Raw genomic sequence first — 24,130 nt, 5'->3', positions numbered from 1 at the left:
AGATGTCCGGCCAAGCGGAACCAGTGGACGCGCGTCAGGAGTCGAGCACGACACTGCCCGCGCTCTGGGTCAGGCGCAGCGCGCACTCGAACTCCAGGCGTCGATCCCGCAGGTCGCGACCGATCTCCTTCTCCACCTTCTTGACCCGGTAGGCCACGGTGTTGCGCGCGACGTGGAGGATCTCCGCTGCCTGGGCGAGGCTGCGGTCGCAGGCCAGGTAGGTGGCCACGGTCTCCCGGAGCTCGGCTGCCGGCGCGGTGTCGGCGGCCAGTGGACCGAGCTCGCGCGACACGAATGCGCGGGCCAGAGCAGGATCGCTGCTGAGCAGGACGGCGAGCTCGACGTCGTCGTACCAGGTGAGCCAGGTGGGTGAGGAGGCGCCACGGACCAGCTCGGCAGCCTGCAGCGCCTCGTGGTGTGACTGCCGGAAGCCGTCCACGCCGGCGGCCAGGGTGCCGACCGTGACGTTGATGCCCGGCAGGTCCGGGGCGACGAGTTGGGGGCGCTCGATGTCGCCGGAGCGCCACGACGTCCACACCCACACCGACGAGGCACCGAAGGGTACGACGAGGCTGGCGCTGCATCCGCTGTCGGCCAGCAGCTTCGCGGCGACCCTCTGCAGGTCGGTCGCAGTCTCCGCGCTGCCCGGTGTGCGCCACACCACCAGTGCCAGGTGGTGCCGGTCGAGCGGGTAGCCCAGCGTGGTCGATGCATCGGCCACCCGGACGGGGGTCCCGTCGAGGATCGACGCCACCAGCTCCGCGCGCTCGGCGGCTGCGCTGGTCACCCAGCGGTCGTGCTCGGCGAGGTATTCGGCGGACATGGTCGAGGCGAAGTCGTCCATGTAGCCGAAGAGCCACTCGGAGGTGCGCTTCATCTCCTGGGTGCGCAGCGGCTCCTCGACCATCGTCGACGCGGCGTCGAGTAGCGAGCGGGCCATGATCGAGTGGCCGACCCGGATCCCATGCAGCACCACATCGAGTGGGATCCGGCGTTGTGCGAAGACGCGGTCGCCCTCGAGTGACTCCTCGGGAACAGTGCCCGAGGTCGGGTCGTCGGAGACCAGCATCAGCATGGAGTGCAGCGTGGACGCCTCCGTCCCCATCCGCAGCGTGTCGAACGCCTCCTCGCCGCCACCCATCGCCGTGATGTCCGCGATGATCGTGGTGGCCATCTCGTGGCCCACGTCCACGCCCCAGTCGAGTGCACCGGGGCCGAGCACGTCACGCACCCGCGCGACCAGCGGCGGGTGACTGGCCGGCGCGTGCCGACCCGACCCGGTCAGGGTCAGCAGCCATTGCCCGTCGGCCTCCGGCGGGCTCTTCACCATTCGGCGTAGTGGTCGCGCTGCCAGTTGCCCTTGCTGGGCACGGTGCGTGCGTCGAGCTGGCACAGGGTGCCGCGATAGAAGACCAGCGGCTTGCGGGGTACGGGAGGTACGTCCAGGCGCATGACCCGACCCACGACCGCGTCGTGGTCGCCGATGGTGACGACCGAGTGGATCTCGCAGTCGATCCACCCGAGCGCCTCGGCCAGGCGAGGTGCCGGGTGGTCACCGGCGACCAGCGGAACGCCGTCGAACCGGTCGGCGCTCTTGCGGGCGAACGCCTGGCACAGCCCGCCCTGGTGGTCGTTGAGCAGGTTGACCGTGAACGCCCCGGCCCGTCGTACCCGTTGGAACGTGGACGACCCGGAGTCAGCGAAGAAGCCCACCAGCGGCGGGTCCAGTGAGATCGAGGTGAAGCTGCCGACCGTCATCCCGGTCGTGCCCTCATCATCGGCGACGGTCACGACGCACACCGAGGTGGGTACGTGGCCGAGGGCACGGCGGAAGGTGGTGGCATCGAACTGTGGCTTCAGGCTGGTCATGGTCATGGCCGATTCTCCAGACGTGCGGCGGGATCAGGCTTCGAGTGAAGCACATCACGTCGGGGCTGCCTTGGGCTCCGAGTCCAAACATCCGAGGGCCGGTTGCACTCGCGTGACCGTGGTCACACAGAGTCCAAAGGTCGGTCGGAAGTGTGGACTCCCAGCGCAAGCGCGGGGTGTGACCGGTGTCGCATCGTTGCCGCACGACACCGACCGCCAACCACACAGGAGTCCACCATGACTGCCACCTCGACCGAACGCCGTACGTCCGTCGCGGAGCCGACCAGTGACGCGCTGGTCGCCCGCGCCGCCGAGCTGGTGCCGCTGCTGCGCGCCAACGCCGAGACCACCGAGAAGCAGCGTCGCGTGGCGGAGGAGAACATCGAGGCGATCAAGGCCGCCGACCTCTACCGCGTCTCCGTTCCGGCCCGGCTCGGCGGTCTCGAGACCGATGTGACCACCTCGCTGCGGATCAGCGTCGAGCTCGGCCGTGGCGACGGCTCCACCGCCTGGGCCAGCACCCTGATGAACGTCTGCTCCTGGATCGCCGGCCTCTTCCCCGAGCGCGCCCAGCAGGAGGTGTGGGGCGAGGACCCCGCCGCTCGTGTGTGCGGCGTGATCGCCCCGACCTCGACCAGCCGCAGGGTCGAGGGTGGCCTCGTAGTGACCGGCAAGTGGGGCTTCGCCTCCGGGTGCCTGCACTCGCAGTGGGCCGGCCTGGGCGTCCACATCGTCAACGAGGACGGCGAGGCCGTCGACCAGGGCATGGCCCTGATCCCGATGAGCGACCTGTCCGTCGAGGACACCTGGTACGTCGCCGGTATGCGCGGCACTGGCAGCAACACGCTGGTCGCGGACGAGGTCTTCGTGCCCGACCACCGGATTCTCTCGGTCACCCGGGGCATCGGCGGGGACTACGCGACCGAGCACACGGACGAGGCGCTCTACCGCTCGGCGATGGTGCCGGTGCTGGCGCTGGTGCTGGTCGCTCCCCAGCTCGGTCTCGCCAAGCAGGCGCTCGAGCTGGTCCAGGCCTCGCTGGCCAAGGGCCGCGGCATCAGCTACACGTTCTATGACAAGTCCTCGCTCGCGCCGACCACCCAGTTGCAGGTGGCCAAGGCCGCTCAGCTGATCGACACCGCGGAGCTGCACATGCTCCGCGCCGGCGCCGACATCGACCGGGCCGCGGCGTCGGGTGAGTACCTCGACTTCACCACGCGGGCCCGCGTGCGCGCCGACGTCAGCACGATCGCCACGCACTGCCGCGAGGCCGTCGACCTGCTGCTCAACGTGCACGGCGCCGGCAGCTTCGCCGAGGCCAACCCGATGCAGCGGGTGTGGCGCGACCTGGAGACCGGCAGCCGCCACGCGGTGGTCAACCCCGAGATCGGCTTCGAGCTCTATGGCCGGGCACTGCTCGGGGTCGAAGAACAGATCACCGCACTCATCTGACCAATCAGACCTGACGCAAGGAGACACCATGAGACTCGCCAACGTGGACGGCCGCGCCGTCCTGCTCACCAGTGACACCGACGGCATCGACGTCGCCGACGCCAGTGCCGGCAAGTTCGGACCAGACCTCGCCGAGATCTATCTGGAATGGGACGGCTTCCGTGCTTGGGCCGAGGACGCCGTGGCCCGGGAGGACTCCGCCGATGCACGTACGGCGTTCACCCGCGCCCAGCTCGACAGTCCGTCACCGGCACCTCGTCAGATCGTGGCCATCGGGCTCAACTACAGCAGCCACGCGGCCGAGTCCGGCTTCGAGGCACCGACCGGTCTGCCGCCGACCTTCACCAAGTTCGTCACCAGCCTCACCGGTCCCGACACGGAGGTCACCCTGCCGCCCGGCGGCAACACCGACTGGGAAGTCGAGCTCGTCGCGGTCATCGGGCGAGCCGCCACGAACGTCGACGAAGCCGACGCGTGGGACCACGTCGCCGGACTGACCATCGGCCAGGACCTCTCCGAGCGGGTCAGCCAGCTCGCCGGCCCGGCTCCCCAGTTCAGCCTGGGCAAGTCGTTCCCGGGCTTCGCCCCAGTCGGCCCATGGCTGGTCACCACCGACGAGCTGCCCGACCGCGACGACCTCCCGCTCGGTTGCGCCATAGACGGCGAGACCGTGCAGGACGGCCGCACCCGCGACCTCATCCACTCGGTGCCACGACTGATCGCGGCACTCTCCCGCACGATCACGCTGCTCCCGGGAGACCTCGTCTTCACCGGTACGCCGGCCGGCGTCGGCGCCGGACGCTCCCCGCAGCGGTTCCTCCAGGACGGCGAGGAGTTGCACAGCTGGATCGAGGGCCTGGGCGAGCAGCGCCAGCGCTTCGTCGCTACTCCCGTCAGCGCAGACGACTTGGCGACCAACGATTCAGGGGAGGCCTGACATGTCACTGCACCGACTCACCTCCGTCACCATCGGGGTGCCGAACGTCGACGAGACCGTTACCTACTACGAGGAGTTCGGACTCACCCACCATGGCGACGGCAGCTTCAGCACGGCCGACGGTGGCCAGCAGCTGCGCATCGCGTCGTCGTCGCAACGCCGACTGCTCGAGATCGGGATCGGCGTCGACGACCCGGACGACGTGGACCGCATCGCGACCCAGTTGGACAAGCTCGACCTCGCCACCAAGCGGGAGGGAACGAGCCTGGTCACCGAGGAGCCGATCGCCGGCTTCCGGGCCACGGTCTCGGTCAGCCCGCACATCGAGCAGGCCTCCGATCCCACGCCCTACAACTTTCCGGGTCGCATCGAGCGCGAGGGCCGCGCTCCCGGCGTACTCCGAGAAGGGCCGGTCAAGCCGCGCAAGCTCGGGCACGTGGTGATCGGTTCCACCGACCAGGAGGCCACCCAGCGGTTCTTCACCGAGGGCATCGGCTTCAAGGTCAGCGACCGTGTCCCAGGCCTGGCCGCGTTCATGCGCTGCTCGACCGACCACCACAACGTCCTGGTGCAGCAGGCGCCGGTGAACTTCCTGCACCACACCTCGTGGCAGGTCGAGGACATTGACGAGATCGGCCGCGGCGCCACCGCGATGCTCGAGAACGACCCGGACCGTCACGTGTGGGGCCTGGGCCGCCACCACGTCGGCTCCAACTTCTTCTGGTACCTCAAGGACCCGGCCGGCAACTTCTCGGAGTACTACTCCGACATCGACTGCATCGTCGACGACGCCCTCTGGGAGCCGGGGGTCTGGGAGGGTGCGAAGGGTCTCTACAACTGGGGCCCGCCACCGCCCCCGTCGTTCCTGGCGCCCGAGGACCTTGCCGGCATGATGACCGGTGCACACTCGAGCTGACTGTCATGAACCCCGAGCAACCCGACACCAACATCGAGGCGTTCGCCGAAGCCGCGGCCAGCCGCTTCGGCGTCTCGGCCGAGGACTACTGGCAGCTCCACCACTGGTCGGTCACCGAGCCTGAGCAGTTCTGGGAGCTGGTCTGGGAGTTCTTCGGCGTACGCGCCTCCACTCCCTACGACCGGGTCCTCAGCGACCACCCGATGCCGCACCACCGCTGGTTCGAGGGAGCCAGGTTGAACTATGTCGACCAGGTGCTGCGGCATCGCGACCTTCCCGGCGCTGCGGTGGTCTCGATCGCTGAGGACGGCACCCGTGTGGAGCTGGACTGGTCCGAGCTCGCCGACCAGGTGGCCGGGTTCACACGGACGCTGCGCGCCCGCGGCGTACGACGGGGCGATCGGGTGGTCGGCTACCTGACCAACTCGATCGAGGCGATCGTGGCGTTCCTCGGCTGTGCCTCGACTGGCGCAGTGTGGGCAGGCTGCGCGCCTGACTACGGCGCCTCGGCCGCGGCCGACCGGTTGCGCCAGCTCGAACCGACCGTCCTGGTGGCGGTGGCGGCGTACGACTGGGGCGGTGCCGCCGTCGACCGGCGTGAGGTCGTCGGCGTGCTGGCCGAGGAGCTGGGCGTCCGGACCGTCGTCGCGGTCGAACGCTGCGGGCTGGCGATCGACGACTTGCCGGGCGTGGACGTGATCCCTTGGCACGACGCGATCGCCGCCGGCGCGGAGTTGGAGACCGAGCAGCTGCCGGCGGACCACCCGTTGTGGGTGCTGTTCTCCTCCGGCACGACCGGCGTGCCGAAGGGCATCGTGCACGGGCACGCCGGGGTGGTGTCCGCACACCTCGGCCTGCTCGGCCTGCAGCATGACCTGGGGCCCGGCGACACGATGCTGTGGCACACCACGACCAACTGGATGCTCTGGAACGTAGTGGTCTCGGCACTGATAGTGGGTGCGACCACGGTGGTCTGCGAGGGCAGCCCCACGCACCCTGACGGCGATCGCCTCTGGGAGATCGTCGAGCGGGAACGGGTCACCATGTTCGGCACCAGCCCGGGTCACCTGCAGCACACCCGGACGCTCGGACTGGTGCCGCGGGACGAGCACGACCTCTCCGCGCTGACCCAGATCGCGGTCACGGGTGCGCCGGTCGCGGCGGTGCTCTTCGACTGGGTCCGCGACAACGTCGGGCCCGACGTACCGGTCTTCTCCGCGTGCGGTGGCACCGACGTGGTCAGCGCGTTCCTCGGCGGAGCACCCAACCTGCCGGTGCGCGCCGGCGAGATCTCCGGCCCATTGCTGGGCGTCGCGGCCGCGGCGTACGACGCCGACGGTCGACCGGTTCGCGACACCGTCGGCGAGCTCGTGGTGACCATTCCCTATCCGTCGATGCCCTTGAGGTTCTGGAACGACCCCACCGGGGAGCGGCTGCACGACGCCTACTTCGACACCTTCCCGGGCGTGTGGCGGCAGGGGGACTGGGCCACGCACACCGGCCACGGCACCTTCATCGTGCATGGCCGGTCGGACTCGACGCTGAACCGCAACGGCGTGCGCATCGGGTCCTCGGACCTCTACCAGATCGTGGAGAAGGATCCGGCAGTCGCCGAAGCCCTCGTGCTCGGCGTCGAGATGCCAGACGGCTCCTACCGGATGCCGATGTTCCTGGTGCCGGCGCCCGGGCGCAGCCTCGACGAAGCTGACCTGGCGCGGCTGCGTGACCTGCTGCGCACGCAGGGCTCGCCACGCCACGTGCCCGACGAGATGCACGTGGTCGAGGCGATCCCGCACACCAAGACCGGCAAGAAGCTCGAGATCCCACTCAAGCGCATCCTGCAGGGCTCGCTACCCGACGACGTGGTCAGTGCCGGTGCCGTCGACCGGCCCGAGCTGCTCGCCCGCTACACCGACCTGGCCCGCCAGTGGGCTGCCTCCTCGGTGGTCGAGCATTGAGCGCCAGCGAGCGGCCGTCGAGACCACACACACGAAGCAAGGAGACCCCAGAGATGACCGAAGAAACCCCACTGGTCGACGTGCACGCACACTTCGTCACACCCTGGTACGCCGAGGAGGCGACCCGCGCCGGGCACGAACGGCCCGACGGCATGCCGGGGTGGCCCAGTTGGACTCCCGAGGACCACCTGCGGCTGATGGACGAGCATGGGATCGACCAGGCGGTGCTCTCGATCTCCTCACCCGGGGTGCACTTCGGCGACGACGCGGCCGCCGTTCAACTGGCCAGGCGGGTCAACGACTTCGCCGCCGAGGTGTGCGCCCAGTGGCCGGACCGATTCCGGTTCTTCGCGTCGGTGCCACTGCCCGCCGTCGAGGCATCACTGGCCGAGGGGACCCGTGGCCTCGACGAGCTCGGTGCGGCAGGCATCGTGGTCGAGACGAACACGCACGGCACGTATCTCAGCGACCCGTCCTACGAGCCGTTCTTCGCGGAGCTCGACCGACGTGGGGCGGTGTTGTTCGTGCACCCGACCTCACCGCCCGGCCATGAGCAGACCGCGCTCGTCCTGCCCCGGCCGATGCTGGAGTTCCTGGTCGAGACCACCCGGTCGATGGTCGGCATGATGGTCGACGGCACGCTCGCCCGGCATCCCAACGTGCGGGTGATCGCCTCGCACTGCGGTGCCTTCCTGCCGTTGATGATCGACCGGCTCAAGCTCTTCGCAGCGTTCGGCATCGGTCCGGACGACGCGGACGGGCTCGACGATGCGCTGGGTCGGCTCTGGTTCGACATGGCCGGTATGCCGGTTCCGACTCACGCGGAGACGCTCATCGGTCGCGCCGGTAGCGACCATCTGCTCTATGGCAGTGACTTCTGCTGGACCCCGCCATCGGTGGTCGCCCTGCAGGTCGATGCCCTCGATGCGCACTGGCGCTCCGACATCCACGGCCCATGGCGAGACCTGGTCGCTACCAACGCGCAGGCACTGTTCTCGTGGGAAGGGACGGGATCACACATGGCCACCGCCATCAAAGCCAGTGCTTGAACTTGAAGGCGCCCCAGAGCCCCAGACCCAAGCCGAACATCAGCACCATGGCGAACGGATAGCCCCAGGCCCAGCGCAGCTCAGGCATGTGGTCGAAGTTCATCCCGTAGATCGAGGCGACAAGCGTCGGGGTTAACAGGATCGCTGCCCAGGAAGAGATCCGCTTGACCTCCCCCCTGCGCCAGGATCGCGCTGGACATGCGACGCATCGCCTCGTTCTGCTCAAGCGACACCAGCGTCGAGTGGACGGTGAGGGCGTTGCCGAGCAGTGCCCGACATGAGTCGACCCGCTCGGTTGCCCGGATGGTGTGGTCGAGCACGTTGCGCAGTCGGTTCTGCACCTCGTCGCCAGTGCCATACCGATCGGCGCCGCGCAACAAGCCTTCAAGGATCCCGGGGAGCGGCCCGATCGCGCGCTGGAGCTCGATCACTTGCGCGAGCAACCAATAGGTCCGCTCTGACAAGGAAGAATCCACGCGGGCCGCACCGAAGAAGCTGTCCTCGACCTCGTCGATGTCGTTCTCCAGCCCTGCGACAACGGGCGCGTACCCGTCCACGATTCGTCCAGCAGGGCGGTCGACGCTGCTCACCTGATGCCTCCGTTCCTCGGACAGGGCCTGTGTGCTGGGGCTGCGTGACGCGGCAGCACTGGCCTGGCGGCTCTCCTTGGTACAGCGGGGTCTGGCCGACCGCGCGGGGCCTCTCCTGGTCGACAGGCGGTGCCGACGATGAACAACACGAGATCGCGGTAGACAGTCGATGGTGTCGGCCCTGAGGGTCGTGACCCGATCCATTCGTTCGATCGCGGTGAGCACGGCGCTGATGTGTGCCGCGGTGATCTCGCGGTCTTTGGACCGCCGGCCGATGTTGCGGCGTTGGTAGCTCGGCAGTGGTGCCAGCGGGTCTCGGGTGAGGGCACCTTGGACAACAAGCCACTCCACGAACGCGTGCAGGGTTTTGCGAACGTCCGAGTAGCGGGTAGGTGTCACTTCGATACGGAAGTAGCGATCCAGGCGGCCCGAGGTGAGATGGCGAACCTGGAGATTACCGAGATTCGGAACGATCCAGTTGCGGGCCAGGGAACCGTACTGCTTGATCGACCGGGTGCTGGCCCGGCCGATCCCGGTGCGGGCATCCTCCATGCGCTGGTCAAGGTAGATCTCGACCGCGTCCTTGACCAACGTACGGGCATCGACCGGTCCCCCAGTCTCAAGTTCGATACGTTCGCCGATCTCAGCCGGTTGGAGTGGTTCGCGGGACATCTGAAGTTCTCTATTCTGCCCAGCGCCCGGCGGCGACTTCACAGTCGGCGCGTCAGGCGCGGATCTGGTTGCTCTCGGAGGGGCGAGGCTCAGGGCGTGGTCGCCACTGTCTCGTCAGGGGATGTTCAGGGGACGGGTTGGTTCTGGGTTGGTGCGCTTCGATCTCGTCCGGTAGGTCGCCGGCGAGGTTCTCGGTGTGCGCATCGATCCAGACCAACAGGTCCTGGGGGCGGTAGCGGATGTTGCCGCCGAGGTGGACCGCCGGCGGACCGTAGCCGCGGCGACGGGATCGCCACGTGCGCAAGGTGGCGACCGGGACTGCAAGGACCGCTGACGCCTCGTCGGAGGTGAGCAGCCGGTAGTCGGCCGGGTCGGTGGTGAGCATGGACGCTTCGGTAACGTTGGTAGCCATGCCCGGGAGGTACGCGTGCGAGACCCACGAATGCGGCGTGTGAGGGGTGGCCCGGCCACCAAAAGTGGACCAAAAGTGTGAACAAGGCCGTCAACACGTGAAACGAACGAACCCCGTCTGACCTGTTCACACAGGTCAGACGGGGTTCTTCTGCTCCCCCGGTTGGACTCGAACCAACAACCCTCCGGTTAACAGCCGAATGCTCTGCCAGTTGAGCTACAGGGGATCGCTAGGCAGCCCCGGAAGAATAGCAAGGAGGCTGCGGTGGAGCGAAATCAGGTCGAGGTTGGGTGCCTCACAGGTCGAGACCGACCTCGTCGCGCACCGCTTCGAGGGCCAACGCGGCCCGTCTCCGCACCTCGGGGTCGTCGGGATCGACGCCCTCCTCGAACTCGTAGACCCACTGCACCGGCTGGTCACCGCGTGGCGCCCGACGCGCGATCACGAACACTCCGCGCCGGCCTCGGATCGGCACGTGCCGCTGGAGTACGACGCTCGCGGTGACCCGTTCACGGACCAGCTCGAGCAGTCGCCCCGGCTCCTCGAGCAGAACGGTGTGCACCGGGCGGACCTCGCCCCAGCTGCCGACCTCGGTGACGGTCAGTCGTGAGTCTTCCTGCGACCAGTCGGCCTTCTCGACGCTCTCCCACGGGATGCGTCGACTGCCGACATGGAGCGCGTCCCGGGTGCCGACCAGCACCACGTCACCCGTGCTGCCCTCGGCGTCAGCGTCGGCCCCGTCGGCCTTGCCGACAGCGCCCGCCAACGCCTTCTCCCCCGCCGCCAGCTCGACAGCGAGGACCTCCGCAGGCAGCGGTGCACCGAAGAGCCTCACGTGCCCATCGCCGCCTCACGCATGGCCCGGCGGTGCTGCTCGAGCTTCATCAACTCTCCGAACATGTCGTTGTAGCCGCCTGCGTCGTCAACGGGGTTGGTGCGCTGCAGCTTGCTCTTGACGTCGGCGATCGCGCGCAGCGCGGTCAGCTCGCGGAGACGGTAGACGTGGGCGTGCACGTAGGCCAGGTCGGGCTCCTTCTTCGACAGCAGGGGCTCGACGCTGAGCTCGGTGAGCGCGGATGAGACAGCCGGGTCGGTGGCGTGGTCGCGCAGTCCCGCGGCCCAGCCGGCCTTGGCGCTCTCGGGGCCGCCACCCGCGCGGATCGCCGCCCACACCTCGCGGTAGGTCGGGTGGGTGAAGTCGTCGGGGCCGACGTCGCGGGCCGCGCGTACGACGACCTCGGGGTGGTGCAGCACCAGCTTGAGCGTCTCGCGCTCGATCGCGAAGCGTGGGTCGCGCAGGTGCGGCAGGGGCGGCTTCGCGGGCTGCTCGGGAGCGGTCGGCTCCTGCGGACGCGCAGTGGCACCGGAGGCCCGGCCAAGGGCGCCACCGGGGGTCTGGCGCGGCGCACGGGACTGCCGGCTCGCGGCCCGGCGTACCTCGGTGCGGGCCTCGTCGACGTCGACCCCGATCGAGGAGGCGATCTCACGGGCGAAGGCGTCGACCTTGGACTTGTCGCGCACGCTGCTGACCAGGACGGCGGCCTCGCGGAGCGCGTCGACCCGTCCGTCGGCCCGGTCGAGGTCATAGCGGGAGAGCACGTTGCTGAGCACGAAGCGATAGAGCGGCACCCGTCCGGAGACCAGCTCACGGACCGCCTCGTCACCCTTCTTGATCCGCAGGTCGCACGGGTCGAGACCGTCGGGCTCGATCGCGACATAGGTCTGGGACACGAAGTTCTGATCGCCGCCGAAGGCCCGCAGCGCCGCCTTCTGCCCGGCCGAGTCCCCGTCGAAGGTGAAGATCACCTCACCGCGGAACTCCTCGTGGTCGTGCAGGAAGCGCCGCAGCACCCGCGCGTGGTCGTCGCCGAACGCGGTTCCGCAGGTGGCCACGGCGGTGCCGACGCCGGCCAGGTGGCAGGCCATCACATCGGTGTAGCCCTCGACGACCACTGCCTGAGAGGAACGTGCGATCTCGCGGCGGGCCAGGTCGATGCCGTAGAGCACCTGGGACTTCTTGTAGATCGGCGACTCGGGGGTGTTGAGGTATTTCGCCTCGATGCGGTCGTCGTCGAAGATGCGGCGGGCTCCGAAGCCGATCACGTCGCCCGAGGCGTCGCGGATCGGCCACAGCAGACGCCCGCGGAACCGGTCGTAGAGACCGCGTCCCCGCCCGATCAGGCCAGCGGTGACCACTTCGTCCTCGCTGAAGCCCTTCTGGCGCAGGTGCTTGAAGAGCGCCTCACCGTCACGGGGCGCGAACCCGACGCCGAACGTCGCCGCGGCGTCCTGGTCGAACCCGCGACCGTCGAGGAACTGTCGTGCCGCCAAGGCCTCGGGAGTCGCCAACTGGTCGGCGTAGTAGGCCTGCGCCTGCTTGTGGGCATCGATCAGCCGGCTGCGCTGCGGGCCGCGGGGTGGCGTGGGCGCGCCGCCCTCCTCGCGTCGCAGTTGGACGCCGTACTTGTCCGCCAGCCGCTCGACTGCCTCGGCGAAGGTGATGCCGTCGATCTTCATCAGGAAGCTGAAGACGTCGCCGCCTTCCTGACAGCCGAAGCAGTGGAAGAACGCCCGCGCGGGGGTGACGTGGAACGACGGGGACTTCTCGTCGTGGAAGGGGCACAGACCCTTCATCGAGCCGCCGCCGGCGTTGCGGAGCGTGACGTAGGAGGAGACGACCTCGTCGATGCGGGCCTTCTCGCGGACCTCCGCGATGTCGTCGTCCCTGATCCGTCCTGCCACGTCGCGGAGTCTACGTCGCAGACCGCGCCGTCCGGGTGCCGGTGGCCACGGGCTGTGGAGAAGCAAGCACGAACGGGCGCGGATCGGTCAGGCGGTGCCCACGAAACGCTCGTGCCACGCGTGCGCGGAGGCGTCGGTGAGCGAGGCGACCTGGTCGATGACCACCCGCAGGCGAGCGGCGTCGTCGATAGCGTCGCCGTGGTCGTTGGCGAAGGCGGCGTCGAGTCGATCGGGCCGGTCGACCAGGCCCGCGACCAGCTCGGCGAGCAGCTCGCGCTGGCGGGTCATCACCTCCCGTCGCTCGTCGGTGCGCATCACGAGGTGAGCGGCGACGCCCTTGAGCACGGTGATCTCGAGGAGCGTCTCGTCGGGAATCACCAGGTCGGCGCGGTAGCGCACGAACGAGTCGCTGCCGTAGGTGGCCACCATCGCGGCCTGCACGCTGCCGCAGAACCGGCCGATCAGGTCGCTGGTGAGGTTCTTCAGGGCGGCCAGCGACCGCCGCGACCCGTCGTACGACGACCGCTGCCAGCTGCCCTGCGTCTGCATCCGGGCCAGCGCCTCCTCGAAGGCGTCGTCGGTGGCGTCGGGGAGGTACCAGTCGCGGGTGGTCTGCCACACCTCGCGTCGCAACCCGGGGTCGGTCAGCCCGGTCAGGTCGATGCGGTCGGCGACGATGCCGTCCTCGACGTCGTGCACGGAGTAGGCCACGTCGTCGGCGAGGTCCATCACCTGGGCCTCGACGCACGTGCGGTGATCGGTGCGACCGTCACGCATCCAGGTGAAGACCGGCAGGTCGTCGGCGTAGGCGCCGAACTTGGTGCCCGGGATCTCGCGTGGCCAGGGGTATTTCGTGCAGGCGTCGAGGGTCGCGCGGGTGAGGTTGAGGCCCACGGAGTGACCGTCGGCGTCGAACGTCTTGGCCTCGAGTCGGCTGAGCAGGCGCAGGGTCTGGGCGTTGCCCTCGAACCCGCCGCACGGCTCGCTGAGTGCGTCGAGCACCTGCTCGCCGTTGTGACCGAACGGCGGGTGGCCCAGGTCGTGGGCCAGGGCGGCGGTCTCGGTGATGTCGGGGTGACAGCCCAGGGCGCGGGCCAGGTCACGGGCGATCTGCGCGACCTCCAGCGAGTGGGTCAGCCGGTTGCGGACGAAGTCGTCGCTCTGCGGACCGACGACCTGGGTCTTGGCGGCCAACCTCCGGGAGGCCGCCGCGTGGACGACCCGGGCCCGGTCGCGCTCGAACGGGGTGCGCACGGGGGCGTCGACGCGCTTCGGGGGCTCCGGGACGATGCGCTCTCGGTCGCGGTCGTCGTACTCGTTGGTCCTCATCAGGCCCGAGAGTAGTGGCTACTGTCCACAGTCGACGCCATCCTGAAGAACGACCGCGCCACGGCGATCCGTTTCTCGACGCTGACCGCGATCTGCGAGGCGCTGAACTGCGACGTCGGCGAGCTGCTCACCATCCGTCGTACGGACTGAGCTGAATCGGGCCAGCGCCCACACTCTTCGATTTCGGCGGAGTCGGATGTTCGAACTGCCGGAATGGCCTTTGCTTCTTGCTCGGGCAGGGTGGCGGAGATGCTCCAATGAGTAGTGCGCACATCGAATGGACGCTGGCGCCGTTTGCATACATGTACTGGGTGTACGGATCATCCTCGTTCTTCAGGAGACGACATGACATCCTCGTTTGACGCCCAGCTTGACGCATCGGCACCGTCAGTCACTCCGCGGACGCCAGAACTCGAGAGGGAGCTCGCGGTCCTGATCAGGGAGGCTGAGGCGATTGCTGCGCCGGTGCCGTCCCGCTTTCGCCGGCGGATCCTCATCGGCGGCCTGGCGACGATCGGAGTGCTGGGAGGCGGCGCGACTGCCAGCGCCACGGGGCTGCTGCCCTGGTTCGACAACCCGGCGGCTCAGAACACGCAAACGACCTCCACGGGTGCCTCTTGCGAGGTGAAATACGCAGCCAAGGGAATCGAAGACCAGAAGCACCCAGTCGACGACGCCGCGCGCGCTGCGGCTGTCGCCGCCGCAGGCACGTTCCTCCGGGACTTCGATTTCTCCACAATCGACGTGAAGGAGGCCGTCAGAAGGCTTCCTGCCAGAGTCACGGCCGATTCAGAGGCCGGACTTGCCCAAACCGTCGAAGATTACGAGACGTTCGCTGTGCAAGTAGAGCTGGAGAAGCGGCTGGGCGCCTATCTTGCCCAGCATGGCCTTCCTGCAGAGGCGGTCAGCGTGTCCGCGGCGATCTCGTGCGACGGCGGCTGGAAATGAGCGCGGCCGACCGGGCGGCGATTCGTGCGGCATTCCGTGAGACGTCCCCCGACCTGTTGGCCTATTTCGAACGTCGTCTCACCGACAGGGAAGAAGCGGCAGACCTGCTGGGGGAGACGATGGTGACCGCTTGGCGACGGGTGGAAAGGTTGCCAGCCGATGTGGAGCGGCAGCGCATGTGGCTGTTCGTGATCGCAGCCAACACCCTGTCCAACCACCGTCGAACTTGGCAGCGCCGGTTGGCGCTGGCCGACCGGCTCCGAGACCACCTCGCCGTATCAACACCAGTGTCCGAACTGGGTGACGCCCATGCGGTTCGGGATGCCGTATTGCGACTTCACGGCGCTCAACGCGAACTCGTCATGCTCATCCACTGGGAAGGATTCACCATCGTCGAAGCCGCGGAGATCCTCGGACTGAACCCCTCCACCGCGCGCAGCAGATACGCAACGGCGAAGGAATCGCTCCGCGCAGCCCTGGTCGAAGCCAGCTCCATCTGACCGTCGGCGTGGTTGCCGCGAGAATACCGGCGAGTCGGATGTTCGAACTGACGGAGTTCCATGGCGGAAGGCCCACCGGCACACAGTGTGTGCGAGAGGCCCGGGATCCTCGGGACCACGTTTCGCATCTCATTCGGTCGCTATCTAGAGGCGGGCCGTTGTCGGAGTCCACGGTGGCCCAGGGATCGACTCGACGAGTCTGCATGGCGTTCTCACGCCCCTGGCGAATGAGGCGCGCTGATCAGGTACGACCAGCGCGGACATGGTCGTTCGGAGTCTTGCGCGAGGCAGATCTGACGTCGGTTCCGAGCGCTGGGATCAGCCGCTCAACTTGATGAGGCACAACGCCTACTGGTCCTGACGCGAACTGGCAGCCGCCTCCGACCGGATGGCCTTCACGTCACCGCACGAATACATCCAGCGTAAGAGTTCTGCGTCAGATGCAACTTCCGACGTGATCAGTACGTCGTGACGTGCACGTGGTCGTAGTGGTTGGCCGTGGTCGAGCCACGGTCCTCCATCCCACGCCAGCCCTCGCCGGAGCGGTCCACGGACCAGATCTGCTGGGAGTAGATGATGTAGTTCACGCCCAGGTCGGAGAAGTTGGCGCGGACGAACTCCGCGACCTCCCAGCCGCGGTCGCCGCTGACCATGATGTCGACCGCGAGACCCTGCGAGTGCTCACCGTCGCCACGGAACGTGCCGTAGGTGGTGATCTCGGGGAACGCGGCACAGACGGCCTGGTGAACCTTGACGATGTTGGGGCTCACGCCGCTGGGCACCGAGGTGCCGTTGGTGCAGTCGCCGCCGATGCCCTCGACCGGCTTCTCGTCGTCGAGGTACTCCGCTGTCACCCAGCGCGATGCGCCGCCGAGCACGATCTCGGAGCGGCCGTTCTGCTCACGACCGGTGACCAGGACCTTCTTGCCGGCCTCGATCGTGCCGACCTGGGCAGCCTGGTCGGTGGCCGAGTCCCAGAGGTTGAGCTCCTCGGTGGTCCACAGATTGTCGTGGGCCTTGGTGACCGCGCGCTTGGTGGCCAGGCGGTCCGCGTTGCGGGAGTACGTCGCCGAGCTGCGCAGCGTGTCGAGGTCGAGATCGGCTCCTCGAGCACTGGAGCGGGAGGACTCGGTCTTCCGGTCAGCGGTGCTGTTGCCGATGGAGGCCTGGTTGGCGCTGACCACCTTCTGCACCTCGGGGTCGGATCCGAGGACTCCGACACCGACGACGGCGAGGGTGGCGAGCGTGGAGATCGATCCTGCGATGATCACCAGGCGGGGCTTGCGGCGGGCATTGGTGTCCCGCTTGTGGCCATGATTTGCCACAGCGCTGATCCTTTGCGATAGCTGACAGGGGGCTGTCCCCGAACCGGTTCTCGATCGGGCACGAGGATCGAGTGAAACATGAACCAGATGGAAATGTCCCATTTGGGTCCGGAATTCACCGGGTGTTCCCGATCACCCGCCCGATGCGGCGGACACGTCCTCAGCCATCAGCCAGTCACGTCCGTCGGCGTCGTCGAGCCAGCCGTCGGGCAGCACGACGCGCTTGCGCGGGGTGCCCTGACGCCCGCGCGGCGCACCCAGCTCGGCGACCGGGAAGACCGCGTCGGGGTCCAGCTCACTGAGCAGGACGTCGAGAGTGGCGAGACTGTCGATGAGGGCCAACGAGTGACGCAACGCACCGCCGACGGGGAAGCCCTTGAGGTACCACGAGACGTGCTTGCGGAACTCCTTGCAACCGCGCTCCTCCCCCATGTGCAGACTGAGCAGCTCGGCGTGTCGACGCATCATCGCGGCCACCTCGCCCAACCTGGGCAGGGTGGCGATCCGCTCCCCGCGGAAGGCCGCGGCCAGGTCGCGGAACAGCCAGGGCCGACCGAGACAGCCCCGGCCGACGACGACACCGGCGACACCGGTCTCCTCGACCATGCGCAGCGCGTCGGTGGCCTCCCAGATGTCACCGTTGCCGAGCACGGGGATGTCGACGTGGTCGACCAGCTCGGCGATCGACGCCCAGTCGGCGGTGCCCGAGTAGGCCTGTTCGACGGTGCGCCCGTGCAGGGCGATCGCCGCGCACCCGGCCTCCTGCGCGATGCGACCGGCGTCGAGGTAGGTCAGGTGGTCATCGTCAATGCCCTTGCGGGTCTTCATCGTCACCGGGACGTCGTACGGCGCCGCGGCGCGCACAGCGTTCTCGAGGATCGCCCCGAGCAGTCCGCGCTTCCAGGGCAGGGCTCCCCCGCCACCCTTGCGGGTGACCTTGGGCACCGGGCAGCCGAAGTTCAGGTCGATGTGAGCCACGCCGTACTCGGCGCAGAGGATCTCGGCGGCCTTGCCGACGTGGATCGGGTCGGTGCCGTAGAGCTGCACGCTGCGGCGTGTCTCGAGCTCGTCGAAGACCAGCATCGACCGGGTCATCGCGTCACCCTCGACCAGCCCGCGCGAGGTGATCATCTCGCAGACGAAGACGCCGTCGGCGCCTACGGCCTGCATCTGCTCCAGGCACAGCCGGCGGTAGGCGGCGTTGGTGATGCCTGCCATCGGGGCCAGCACGACGGGCGTCTCGACGGTCAGCCCACCCAGGTGCAGGGCACCGGGAAGGCTGCCGGGGAGGCGGGTCGGCGTGGTCGTCATGGCAACCATTGTGGCCCGGGAGGGGCGTTCGGCGGGAATTCAGCCGCCCCACGGCCGTCGAGAATCAACAACTCGAGCGTCAGGAATCAACAACTCGCGGGGGGCAGGTTCCAGGACGTCAGGGCTTCTTCCTGGGCTTCTTCTTCGCGGTGCCCGGCTTGGTGAGCTTGCCGGTCCAGTCGATCTGCTCCTGGGACTCGTCGGGGCGCAGCGCGACCGTTCGCAGCTTCGTCTTGGCGGGGGCCAGGAACACCATGCAGAGGGCGGCGGGCTTGGCCTTGGGGCCGAACTTCTTCGGCAGCAGCCGGTCGGCGCACGGGGCGAAGCCGCTGATGTGCGCTGCCGGGTAGAGGATCGAGGAGCCGTTGTCGAGGAAGACCGGCGGCTCGAAGCCACCGAGGTTGGTGGTGCCGGTGTTGGTCACCTTCAGGTGCACGTAGTAGGGCGTCGCCTTCTTCATCTCGTCGCTCAGCTTGAACCCGCTGAACGCCTTGATCGCGGCCTTGTCGATGCGGGTCACCGTGACCTCGGCCTCGCCGCTCACCTTCGCGGTGGCCTGCCACTCGAACCGGGCCGGGTCACCGAGCTCCAGACTCGACCCGGGCTCGGTCAGACCGTCATCCTCGGGCGCGCTCGAGCCGTCGGTGGTCTGGGAGGACTCCCCCTGGGAGTCCTTCTTGTCCTTGCCGTCGTCGTCCCCGCCCCCACAGCCCGCGAGGGCTACGACGGCGACCAGGGACAACGAGGCAAGGCGAACGACAGCAGAATTCATGGCGTCATTGTGCACCGACGGCGCAGTCGTCGGACGCCGAAACGCAGGTCACGAACCGAGCAAACGCTCCGCGAAGTACGACGAGATGCCGTCGAGGCTGATCCGCTCCTGCGACATCGAGTCACGTTCGCGCACCGTGACGGCGTTGTCGTCGAGCGTCTCGAAGTCGACGGTCACGCAGTAGGGGGTACCGATCTCGTCCTGCCGGCGGTAGCGGCGGCCGATCGCGCCGGAGTCGTCGAACTCGACGTTCCAGTTGCGACGCAGCTCGGCGGACAGTGCCTTCGCCTTCGGCGACAGGTCGGCGTTGCGGCTCAGCGGCAGCACCGCGACCTTGACCGGGGCCAGGCGCGGGTCGAGGCGCAGCACCGTGCGCTTGTCGACGCCGCCCTTGGTGTTGGGCGCCTCGTCCTCGGAGTAGGCGTCGACCAGGAACGTCATCAGGCTGCGACTCAGACCGGCCGCCGGCTCGATGACGTAGGGCGTGTAGCGCTCGTTGTTGGCCTGGTCGAAGTAGGAGAGGTCCTGACCCGAGTGCTTGGAGTGCGTGGTCAGGTCGAAGTCGGTGCGGTTCGCGATGCCTTCGAGCTCACCCCACTCGGAGCCGGCGAAGCGGAAGCGGTACTCGATGTCGGTGGTGCCCTTGGAGTAGTGGCTCAGCTTCTCCAGGGGGTGCTCGAAGTGGCGCAGGTTGTCGGGGTTGATGCCGAGGTCGACGTACCACCGGGTGCGCTCCTCGATCCAGTACTTGTGCCACTCGTCGTCCTCGCCGGGCTTGACGAAGAACTCCATCTCCATCTGCTCGAACTCACGGGTGCGGAAGATGAAGTTGCCCGGCGTGATCTCGTTGCGGAAGCTCTTGCCGATCTGGGCGATGCCGAACGGCGGCTTGCGACGCGAGCTGGTCACCACGTTGGCGAAGTTGAGGAAGATGCCCTGGGCGGTCTCGGGGCGCAGGTAGAGCATGCCGGACTCGTCCTCGAGGACGCCGACATGGGTCTTGAGCATGCCGGAGAACTCGCGCGGCTCGGTCCACGCGCCACGGGTGCCGCAGTTGGCGCAGGCGACGTCCTTGAGGTCGACGTCATCGGGCGACGTGAGCTCGGGCTTCTTCGATGCATTCTTCTCGAAGTACGCCTCCTGCAGGTGGTCGGCGCGGAACCGCTTGTGGCACGACTGGCACTCGGTCAGCGGGTCGTTGAACGTGTCGACATGGCCGGAGGCCACCCACGTCTCGCGCGGCAGGAGGATGCTGGAGTCGAGGCCGACGACGTCCTCGCGGCCCTGAACCATCGCCTTCCACCACTGGCGCTTGATGTTCTCCTTGAGCTCGACACCGAGGGGGCCGTAGTCCCACGCGGAGCGGGTGCCGCCGTAGATCTCACCGCACGGGTAGACGAAGCCTCGACGCTTGGCGAGGGAGACGACGTTGTCGACGGGCGAGGGGGGCGGCTTGGCCACGGGAGCTCCTGGGGAAGGTCGGCCGACTGGCTGTCGGTCTGGAAGGATCAAGCCTAACGACCCTGTCGTGCGCGTTCCGGCTCAGGGTTCGAGCAGGTAGCCGATCCCTGCGCTGGTCAGGATGTGACGCGGCTTCGACGGGTCCGCCTCGAGTTTGCGGCGCAGCTGCGCGGGGCGCCCCTCAGAGGTTGACTCGGCCGGTGGGCCGGCTGGTCTGCTCAGGTCTCGCGCGCCATCGCCTGGTTGGTCTGCTCCCCGGGCTCGACGATCTCGTAGGCGCTCGGCTCGTCGAGAGCAGCACCCAGGAGCTCCCAGGCGCCCAGCTTCACGTCGTACGACGACAGCGCGCGACGGTAGGCGCCGACATGGATCCACCTCGTGGTGAGCACCCAGAGGTCCGGCTCGTCGACGTTGCGACCGACCGTCCCGTCGACGTACCCGGCACACGCCGCCAGCAGCGCGTGCGCCTGCTCGACCTTCGCGCGAAACGACGTCTGGTCGGGCTCGGGCACCCGGAACCTGTTCACCACCAACACACCCCCAATCTCCCATGCAACGCGGGGTCACGGTCGCTCCACACGCGTTCTGTCACGGGCGAAACATCACCACGACCGCACGACTGACACCGGTCGCGACATACGGATTTGACAACGGTTCTCATCTTGCTGAGAATCGTTCTCATGAACTTGCCCGTCACACGCTTCGCCGTACCCCTCGCCCTCAGCGCCTCCCTCTTCCTTGCCGGATGCGGAGCTCTCTCGGGCGAGGGGGACGTCGACGAGCAGAAGGTCTCCGCGGCCTTCTACCCGCTGGCGTACGCCGCCGAGCGCGTGGCGGGCGACCACTTCGAGGTCGAGAATCTGGTCCAGGCCGGCCGCGAGCCGCACGACGTCGAGCTGAGCGTGCGTCAGACCGGCGACGTCGCCCAGGCCGGACTGGTCATCTTCGAGACCGGGTTCCAGCCCGCCGTCGACGAGGCCGTCGAGCAGAACGCCGAGGGCGAGACCCTCGACGCAGCCGAGGTGATCGACCTGCACCAGAACGGCGAGGACGACGCGGACCAGCACGAAGGAGACGAGCACGCCGAAGACGAGCACGCCGACGAGCACGAAGGTCACGACCACGAGCAAGGCGAGAACGACCCCCACTTCTGGCTGGACCCGCTGCTGATGGCCGACCTGGCCGACGCGATCGCCGACAAGCTCAGCGGCATCGACCCCGACCACAAGGACGAGTTCACCGCCAACGCCGCCGACTTCCGCGCCGAGCTCGAGGCCCTGGACAAGGCGTACGCCAGCGGGTTGTCCAGCTGCGAACGCGACACCGTGGTGGTCAACCACGAGGCGTTCGGCTACCTGTCGCGCTACGGACTGCACTTCGAGGCCATCACCGGGCTCTCACCCGGCGCCGAGCCGACCCCGGGTGACCGCGCCCGCCTCGAGCGACTCGTCCGTGCCGACGGCCTGACCACGGTGTTCTCCGAGGCACTGGGCAGCAAGAAGGCCGCCGAAGCGCTCGCCGCGGACGTCGGCGTCGAGGCCGCCGTGCTCGACCCGATCGAGGGCCTGAGTGACCTGACGAAGAACGAGAACTACCTTTCACTCATGAAGAACAACCTGACTGCCCTGAAGAAGGCCAACGGGTGCTGAACGAGACCCCAGGCGATCGAACCGTTCTCGAGGTCGAGAACGGTTCCGTCGCCATTTCCGGGCGACCGATCCTGCGCCACATCGACGTGCGCATCGAACGCGGCGAGTTCGTGGCCCTGATGGGTGCCAACGGCTCCGGAAAGTCGACCCTGGTCCGCACCATGACCGGCCTGCGCAAGCCTGTCGGCGGCACCGTGCGGATCTTCGGCTCCGATCTCGCCGACTTCGACGACTGGCACCGCATCGGCTTCGTCCCGCAGCGCTCCACGGCCGGCGGCGGTGTCCCGGTCTCGGTCTGGGAGGTCGTCTCCTCCGGCCGGCTGACCCGACGTCGTCTCCTGCGACCGCTGATGCGCAAGGACCGCCAGGCGATCATGGACGCGCTCGACGTGGTGGGCCTGGCCGACCGCAGCCGCGACGGCATCACCACGCTCTCCGGAGGGCAGCAGCAACGGGTGCTGATCGCCCGCGCACTGGCCGGCGACCCCGAGCTGTTCTTCCTCGACGAGCCCACTGCCGGCGTCGACCTGCCCAACCAGCAGGCACTGGCGCAGGCCCTCGCCACGCTCAAGGATCGCGGTGCGACCGTCGTACTCGTGGCCCACGAACTGGGCCCGATGGCGCCCCTGGTCGACCGGGCGATCGTCATGCGTGACGGCCGCATCGCCTACGACGGCCCTCCCCTGGCCGACCACGAGGTGCACGGCCCCCTGTTCGGCGCGAGCCACAACCATCATCACCATCCGGCGCCGGCCAGCCGCGACCACGCGCCGCACGTCGCCTCACCGCTCGACCGCACCTCCGACGGGGAGGGCCGCTGATGGACATTCTCGCCCTCGACTTCATGATCCGCGCGATGATCGCCGCGGTCTTCACCGGTCTGGCCGCGCCCGTCGTCGGCACCTACCTGGTGCAACGGCGCCTGGCCCTGATGGGGGACGGCATCGGCCACGTCGCGGTCACCGGTGTCGCCCTCGGGCTCCTCACCAACACCTCCCCGACCTGGACGGCGGTCGTGGTCGCGATCCTCGGCGCCGTGCTGATCGAGGTGATCCGCGAGCAGGGACACGCCAACGGCGACGTCGCCCTGGCCCTGCTCTTCTACGGCGGCATCGCCGGCGGTGTGCTGATCACCGGCCTGGCCGGGCAGAGCGCCGCCCGCCTGCAGGAGTTCCTCTTCGGCTCGATCACCACGATCTCGCCCGATGACGTGTGGGTCACGATGGCGCTCAGCGCCACGGTGATCCTGCTCGGCGTCGGCCTCGCCCCCCAGCTGTTCGCGGTCGCCCAGGACCAGGAGTTCGCCCAGGTCGCCGGCCTGAACATCCGGGCCTACAACGTCCTCGTCGCCGTGCTGGCCGCGGTCACGGTGACGGTGGCGATGCGCACGGTCGGGCTGCTGCTGGTCTCGGCGCTGATGATCGTCCCGGTCGCGGCGGCCCAACAGCTGACCCGCAGCTTCCGCACGACGTTGCTGGCGGCGATGGCCATCGGCGTGAGCGCCTCGTTCGGTGGGTTGATGGTGTCGGCGCTGGCCCTCGACGTGGCACCCGGCCCGACCATCGTGCTGCTGGCCCTGGCCGGGTTCGTGCTGACCTGGCCGGTCGGCATGTGGCTGCGCCGGCGCCGCCGGCAACAGCTGCCGTTCGACGAGATCGAGCCGTTGGCGCACGACGAGATCGAGGAACACCCCCACGAGCACGGTGAGAACTGCGGGCACCCCGCCGTCCCGCACGGCGACCACGTCGACTACGTCCATGACGGTCACCGCCACGCCCCCCACGGAGTGCACTATGACGAACACTGACCCCACCACCGAGTCGAGCACCGGCCGGGCCCCAGCGGCCATGGCACGGCCGACCAAGCAGCGTCTGGCCGTCGCCAACGTGCTCTCGACCTTCAACGACTTCCGCAGTGCGCAGGAGATCCACTCGCTGCTCGACGCGTCGGGCGAGAAGGTCGGCCTGGCCACGGTCTACCGCACCCTGCAGATGCTCGCGGACAGCGGCGAGGTCGACGTCCTCCGCACCGAGGACGGCGAGGCCGCCTACCGACACTGCTCGGACTCGCACCACCACCACCTCGTCTGCCGGTCGTGCGGCGCGACGGTGGAGGTCGAGGGACCGACCGTCGAGCGCTGGACCAAGGCGATCGCCGCCGAGCACGGCTACGCCGACATCAGCCACACCCTGGAGATCTTCGGCACCTGCGCCAGCTGCTCCTGAGCGTGGAACCGGG

Annotated in this window: 25 protein-coding genes and 1 tRNA gene; 12 read left to right on the top strand and 14 right to left on the bottom strand. The window is 68.4% G+C overall.

The features are described from left to right. Window positions 1–34: 34 nt before the first annotated feature. Together NJ4_RS08105 and NJ4_RS08100 are read right to left on the bottom strand one after the other, a co-directional pair. Window positions 35–1,330 carry a PucR family transcriptional regulator gene (locus tag NJ4_RS08105; RefSeq protein ID WP_067432798.1) on the bottom strand — a complete coding sequence of 432 codons (1,296 nt, stop codon included), beginning with the start codon at window positions 1,328–1,330 and terminating at the stop codon, window positions 35–37. Further along, the gene (locus NJ4_RS08100) at window positions 1,324–1,875 is read right to left on the bottom strand and encodes a flavin reductase family protein (RefSeq protein ID WP_217996798.1); all 552 of its coding nucleotides are present in this window, start codon (window positions 1,873–1,875) and stop codon (window positions 1,324–1,326) included. The genes NJ4_RS08105 and NJ4_RS08100 overlap by 7 nt, the downstream gene beginning before the upstream one ends. Window positions 1,876–2,106: 231 nt before the next feature. On the opposite strand from NJ4_RS08100, the gene NJ4_RS08095 reads away from it, so the two are divergent. Genes NJ4_RS08095 through NJ4_RS08075 form a run of 5 tightly spaced genes read left to right on the top strand, consistent with a single transcriptional unit; the run spans window position 2,107 to window position 8,181 of the window. Beyond that, window positions 2,107–3,321: an acyl-CoA dehydrogenase family protein gene (locus NJ4_RS08095; RefSeq protein WP_067432791.1), complete on the top strand. Its 1,215-nt coding sequence runs from the start codon at window positions 2,107–2,109 to the stop codon at window positions 3,319–3,321. 28 nt (window positions 3,322–3,349) lie between these two features. After that, window positions 3,350–4,258 carry a fumarylacetoacetate hydrolase family protein gene (locus NJ4_RS08090; RefSeq protein WP_067432788.1) on the top strand — a complete coding sequence of 303 codons (909 nt, stop codon included), beginning with the start codon at window positions 3,350–3,352 and terminating at the stop codon, window positions 4,256–4,258. A gap of 1 nt (window position 4,259) precedes the next feature. Further along, window positions 4,260–5,174, top strand: coding sequence for a VOC family protein (locus NJ4_RS08085; RefSeq protein ID WP_067432785.1), 915 nt, complete (start codon window positions 4,260–4,262; stop codon window positions 5,172–5,174). A gap of 5 nt (window positions 5,175–5,179) precedes the next feature. Beyond that, entirely contained in the window at window positions 5,180–7,132 is a 1,953-nt protein-coding gene (locus NJ4_RS08080) for an acetoacetate--CoA ligase (RefSeq protein ID WP_067432782.1), read from the top strand. A gap of 53 nt (window positions 7,133–7,185) precedes the next feature. Then, window positions 7,186–8,181: an amidohydrolase family protein gene (locus NJ4_RS08075; RefSeq protein WP_067432779.1), complete on the top strand. Its 996-nt coding sequence runs from the start codon at window positions 7,186–7,188 to the stop codon at window positions 8,179–8,181. On the opposite strand, the gene NJ4_RS26900 is transcribed toward NJ4_RS08075, so the two are convergent. The 7 genes from NJ4_RS26900 to NJ4_RS08045 form a co-directional block, all read right to left on the bottom strand. Then, window positions 8,165–8,293 (bottom strand): CorA family divalent cation transporter, encoded by a 129-nt coding sequence (locus NJ4_RS26900; protein ID WP_281178266.1) that lies wholly within the window; start codon window positions 8,291–8,293, stop codon window positions 8,165–8,167. The two genes, NJ4_RS08075 and NJ4_RS26900, sit on opposite strands and share 17 nt — an antisense overlap. Further along, window positions 8,262–9,443, bottom strand: a complete 1,182-nt coding sequence (locus NJ4_RS26895; protein WP_067432776.1) for a CorA family divalent cation transporter — start codon at window positions 9,441–9,443, stop codon at window positions 8,262–8,264. The genes NJ4_RS26900 and NJ4_RS26895 overlap by 32 nt, the downstream gene beginning before the upstream one ends. A 52-nt stretch (window positions 9,444–9,495) precedes the next feature. Further along, window positions 9,496–9,855, bottom strand: a complete 360-nt coding sequence (locus tag NJ4_RS25590; protein ID WP_169799229.1) for a helix-turn-helix domain-containing protein — start codon at window positions 9,853–9,855, stop codon at window positions 9,496–9,498. Window positions 9,856–10,008: 153 nt separating this feature from the next. Then, window positions 10,009–10,081 (bottom strand) — tRNA-Asn (locus NJ4_RS08060). Window positions 10,082–10,150: 69 nt separating this feature from the next. After that, on the bottom strand, window positions 10,151–10,690 hold the full coding sequence (locus NJ4_RS08055) for a hypothetical protein (RefSeq protein WP_067432773.1): 540 nt from the start codon (window positions 10,688–10,690) through the stop codon (window positions 10,151–10,153). Next, complete coding sequence (dnaG, locus tag NJ4_RS08050) at window positions 10,687–12,597, bottom strand: DNA primase (protein WP_067432770.1); 1,911 nt, start codon at window positions 12,595–12,597, stop codon at window positions 10,687–10,689. The genes NJ4_RS08055 and dnaG overlap by 4 nt, the downstream gene beginning before the upstream one ends. 87 nt (window positions 12,598–12,684) lie before the next feature. After that, window positions 12,685–13,926: a deoxyguanosinetriphosphate triphosphohydrolase gene (locus tag NJ4_RS08045; RefSeq protein WP_067432767.1), complete on the bottom strand. Its 1,242-nt coding sequence runs from the start codon at window positions 13,924–13,926 to the stop codon at window positions 12,685–12,687. Window positions 13,927–13,947: 21 nt separating this feature from the next. Here NJ4_RS08045 and NJ4_RS25095 point away from each other — a divergent pair, with 21 nt between their 5' ends. The 3 genes from NJ4_RS25095 to NJ4_RS08035 all read left to right on the top strand — a co-directional run bounded on the left by NJ4_RS25095 (window position 13,948) and on the right by NJ4_RS08035 (window position 15,374). Beyond that, complete coding sequence (locus NJ4_RS25095) at window positions 13,948–14,076, top strand: helix-turn-helix domain-containing protein (RefSeq protein WP_082748299.1); 129 nt, start codon at window positions 13,948–13,950, stop codon at window positions 14,074–14,076. A gap of 195 nt (window positions 14,077–14,271) precedes the next feature. Further along, complete coding sequence (locus NJ4_RS08040; protein ID WP_067432764.1) at window positions 14,272–14,874, top strand: hypothetical protein; 603 nt, start codon at window positions 14,272–14,274, stop codon at window positions 14,872–14,874. Beyond that, complete coding sequence (locus tag NJ4_RS08035; RefSeq protein WP_067432761.1) at window positions 14,871–15,374, top strand: RNA polymerase sigma factor; 504 nt, start codon at window positions 14,871–14,873, stop codon at window positions 15,372–15,374. The genes NJ4_RS08040 and NJ4_RS08035 overlap by 4 nt, the downstream gene beginning before the upstream one ends. 458 nt (window positions 15,375–15,832) lie before the next feature. On the opposite strand, the gene NJ4_RS08030 is transcribed toward NJ4_RS08035, so the two are convergent. From NJ4_RS08030 to NJ4_RS08010, 5 genes are all read right to left on the bottom strand, one after another. After that, window positions 15,833–16,699, bottom strand: coding sequence for an SH3 domain-containing protein (locus tag NJ4_RS08030; RefSeq protein WP_157550924.1), 867 nt, complete (start codon window positions 16,697–16,699; stop codon window positions 15,833–15,835). A 132-nt stretch (window positions 16,700–16,831) separates the two neighbouring features. Next, on the bottom strand, window positions 16,832–18,010 hold the full coding sequence (dusB, locus tag NJ4_RS08025) for a tRNA dihydrouridine synthase DusB (protein WP_067432755.1): 1,179 nt from the start codon (window positions 18,008–18,010) through the stop codon (window positions 16,832–16,834). A 118-nt stretch (window positions 18,011–18,128) separates the two neighbouring features. Beyond that, window positions 18,129–18,782, bottom strand: a complete 654-nt coding sequence (locus NJ4_RS08020; RefSeq protein ID WP_157550921.1) for a hypothetical protein — start codon at window positions 18,780–18,782, stop codon at window positions 18,129–18,131. Between the two features lie 48 nt (window positions 18,783–18,830). Then, window positions 18,831–20,243, bottom strand: coding sequence for a glycine--tRNA ligase (locus tag NJ4_RS08015; protein ID WP_067432749.1), 1,413 nt, complete (start codon window positions 20,241–20,243; stop codon window positions 18,831–18,833). A gap of 218 nt (window positions 20,244–20,461) precedes the next feature. Next, window positions 20,462–20,773, bottom strand: coding sequence for an antibiotic biosynthesis monooxygenase family protein (locus NJ4_RS08010; protein WP_245644505.1), 312 nt, complete (start codon window positions 20,771–20,773; stop codon window positions 20,462–20,464). A 150-nt stretch (window positions 20,774–20,923) separates the two neighbouring features. Between NJ4_RS08010 and NJ4_RS08005 the strand changes: the two genes are divergently transcribed. From NJ4_RS08005 to NJ4_RS07990, 4 genes are read left to right on the top strand one after another with little or no spacing between them, the layout of a single operon-like run. Continuing rightward, complete coding sequence (locus tag NJ4_RS08005; RefSeq protein WP_067432743.1) at window positions 20,924–21,892, top strand: metal ABC transporter substrate-binding protein; 969 nt, start codon at window positions 20,924–20,926, stop codon at window positions 21,890–21,892. Beyond that, on the top strand, window positions 21,886–22,713 hold the full coding sequence (locus NJ4_RS08000) for a metal ABC transporter ATP-binding protein (RefSeq protein ID WP_067432740.1): 828 nt from the start codon (window positions 21,886–21,888) through the stop codon (window positions 22,711–22,713). Before NJ4_RS08005 ends, NJ4_RS08000 begins: the two co-directional genes overlap by 7 nt. Further along, entirely contained in the window at window positions 22,713–23,699 is a 987-nt protein-coding gene (locus tag NJ4_RS07995) for a metal ABC transporter permease (protein ID WP_067432737.1), read from the top strand. The genes NJ4_RS08000 and NJ4_RS07995 overlap by 1 nt, the downstream gene beginning before the upstream one ends. Beyond that, complete coding sequence (locus NJ4_RS07990; protein WP_067432734.1) at window positions 23,686–24,117, top strand: Fur family transcriptional regulator; 432 nt, start codon at window positions 23,686–23,688, stop codon at window positions 24,115–24,117. Before NJ4_RS07995 ends, NJ4_RS07990 begins: the two co-directional genes overlap by 14 nt. The last annotated feature ends 13 nt before the right edge of the window (window positions 24,118–24,130 follow it).

The organism is Nocardioides jensenii JCM 1364 = NBRC 14755, from assembly GCF_001552535.1.
Classification (GTDB): Bacteria; Actinomycetota; Actinomycetes; order Propionibacteriales; family Nocardioidaceae; genus Nocardioides; species Nocardioides jensenii.
The sequence above is the reverse complement of the archived record's forward strand: the minus strand, read 5'-3'. Positions and strand labels throughout refer to the sequence as shown.

Coding starts and splice junctions, on each gene's coding strand:
- NJ4_RS08105 (WP_067432798.1), bottom strand. CDS start 1,330: ATGGTGAAGAGCCCGCCGGAGGCCGACGGGCAATGGCTGCTGACCCTG.
- NJ4_RS08100 (WP_217996798.1), bottom strand. CDS start 1,875: ATGACCATGACCAGCCTGAAGCCACAGTTCGATGCCACCACCTTCCGC.
- NJ4_RS08095 (WP_067432791.1), top strand. CDS start 2,107: ATGACTGCCACCTCGACCGAACGCCGTACGTCCGTCGCGGAGCCGACC.
- NJ4_RS08090 (WP_067432788.1), top strand. CDS start 3,350: ATGAGACTCGCCAACGTGGACGGCCGCGCCGTCCTGCTCACCAGTGAC.
- NJ4_RS08085 (WP_067432785.1), top strand. CDS start 4,260: ATGTCACTGCACCGACTCACCTCCGTCACCATCGGGGTGCCGAACGTC.
- NJ4_RS08080 (WP_067432782.1), top strand. CDS start 5,180: ATGAACCCCGAGCAACCCGACACCAACATCGAGGCGTTCGCCGAAGCC.
- NJ4_RS08075 (WP_067432779.1), top strand. CDS start 7,186: ATGACCGAAGAAACCCCACTGGTCGACGTGCACGCACACTTCGTCACA.
- NJ4_RS26895 (WP_067432776.1), bottom strand. CDS start 9,443: ATGTCCCGCGAACCACTCCAACCGGCTGAGATCGGCGAACGTATCGAA.
- NJ4_RS25590 (WP_169799229.1), bottom strand. CDS start 9,855: ATGGCTACCAACGTTACCGAAGCGTCCATGCTCACCACCGACCCGGCC.
- NJ4_RS08045 (WP_067432767.1), bottom strand. CDS start 13,926: ATGAGGACCAACGAGTACGACGACCGCGACCGAGAGCGCATCGTCCCG.
- NJ4_RS08040 (WP_067432764.1), top strand. CDS start 14,272: ATGACATCCTCGTTTGACGCCCAGCTTGACGCATCGGCACCGTCAGTC.
- NJ4_RS08035 (WP_067432761.1), top strand. CDS start 14,871: ATGAGCGCGGCCGACCGGGCGGCGATTCGTGCGGCATTCCGTGAGACG.
- dusB (WP_067432755.1), bottom strand. CDS start 18,010: ATGACGACCACGCCGACCCGCCTCCCCGGCAGCCTTCCCGGTGCCCTG.
- NJ4_RS08020 (WP_157550921.1), bottom strand. CDS start 18,782: ATGAATTCTGCTGTCGTTCGCCTTGCCTCGTTGTCCCTGGTCGCCGTC.
- NJ4_RS08005 (WP_067432743.1), top strand. CDS start 20,924: ATGAACTTGCCCGTCACACGCTTCGCCGTACCCCTCGCCCTCAGCGCC.
- NJ4_RS07995 (WP_067432737.1), top strand. CDS start 22,713: ATGGACATTCTCGCCCTCGACTTCATGATCCGCGCGATGATCGCCGCG.
- NJ4_RS07990 (WP_067432734.1), top strand. CDS start 23,686: ATGACGAACACTGACCCCACCACCGAGTCGAGCACCGGCCGGGCCCCA.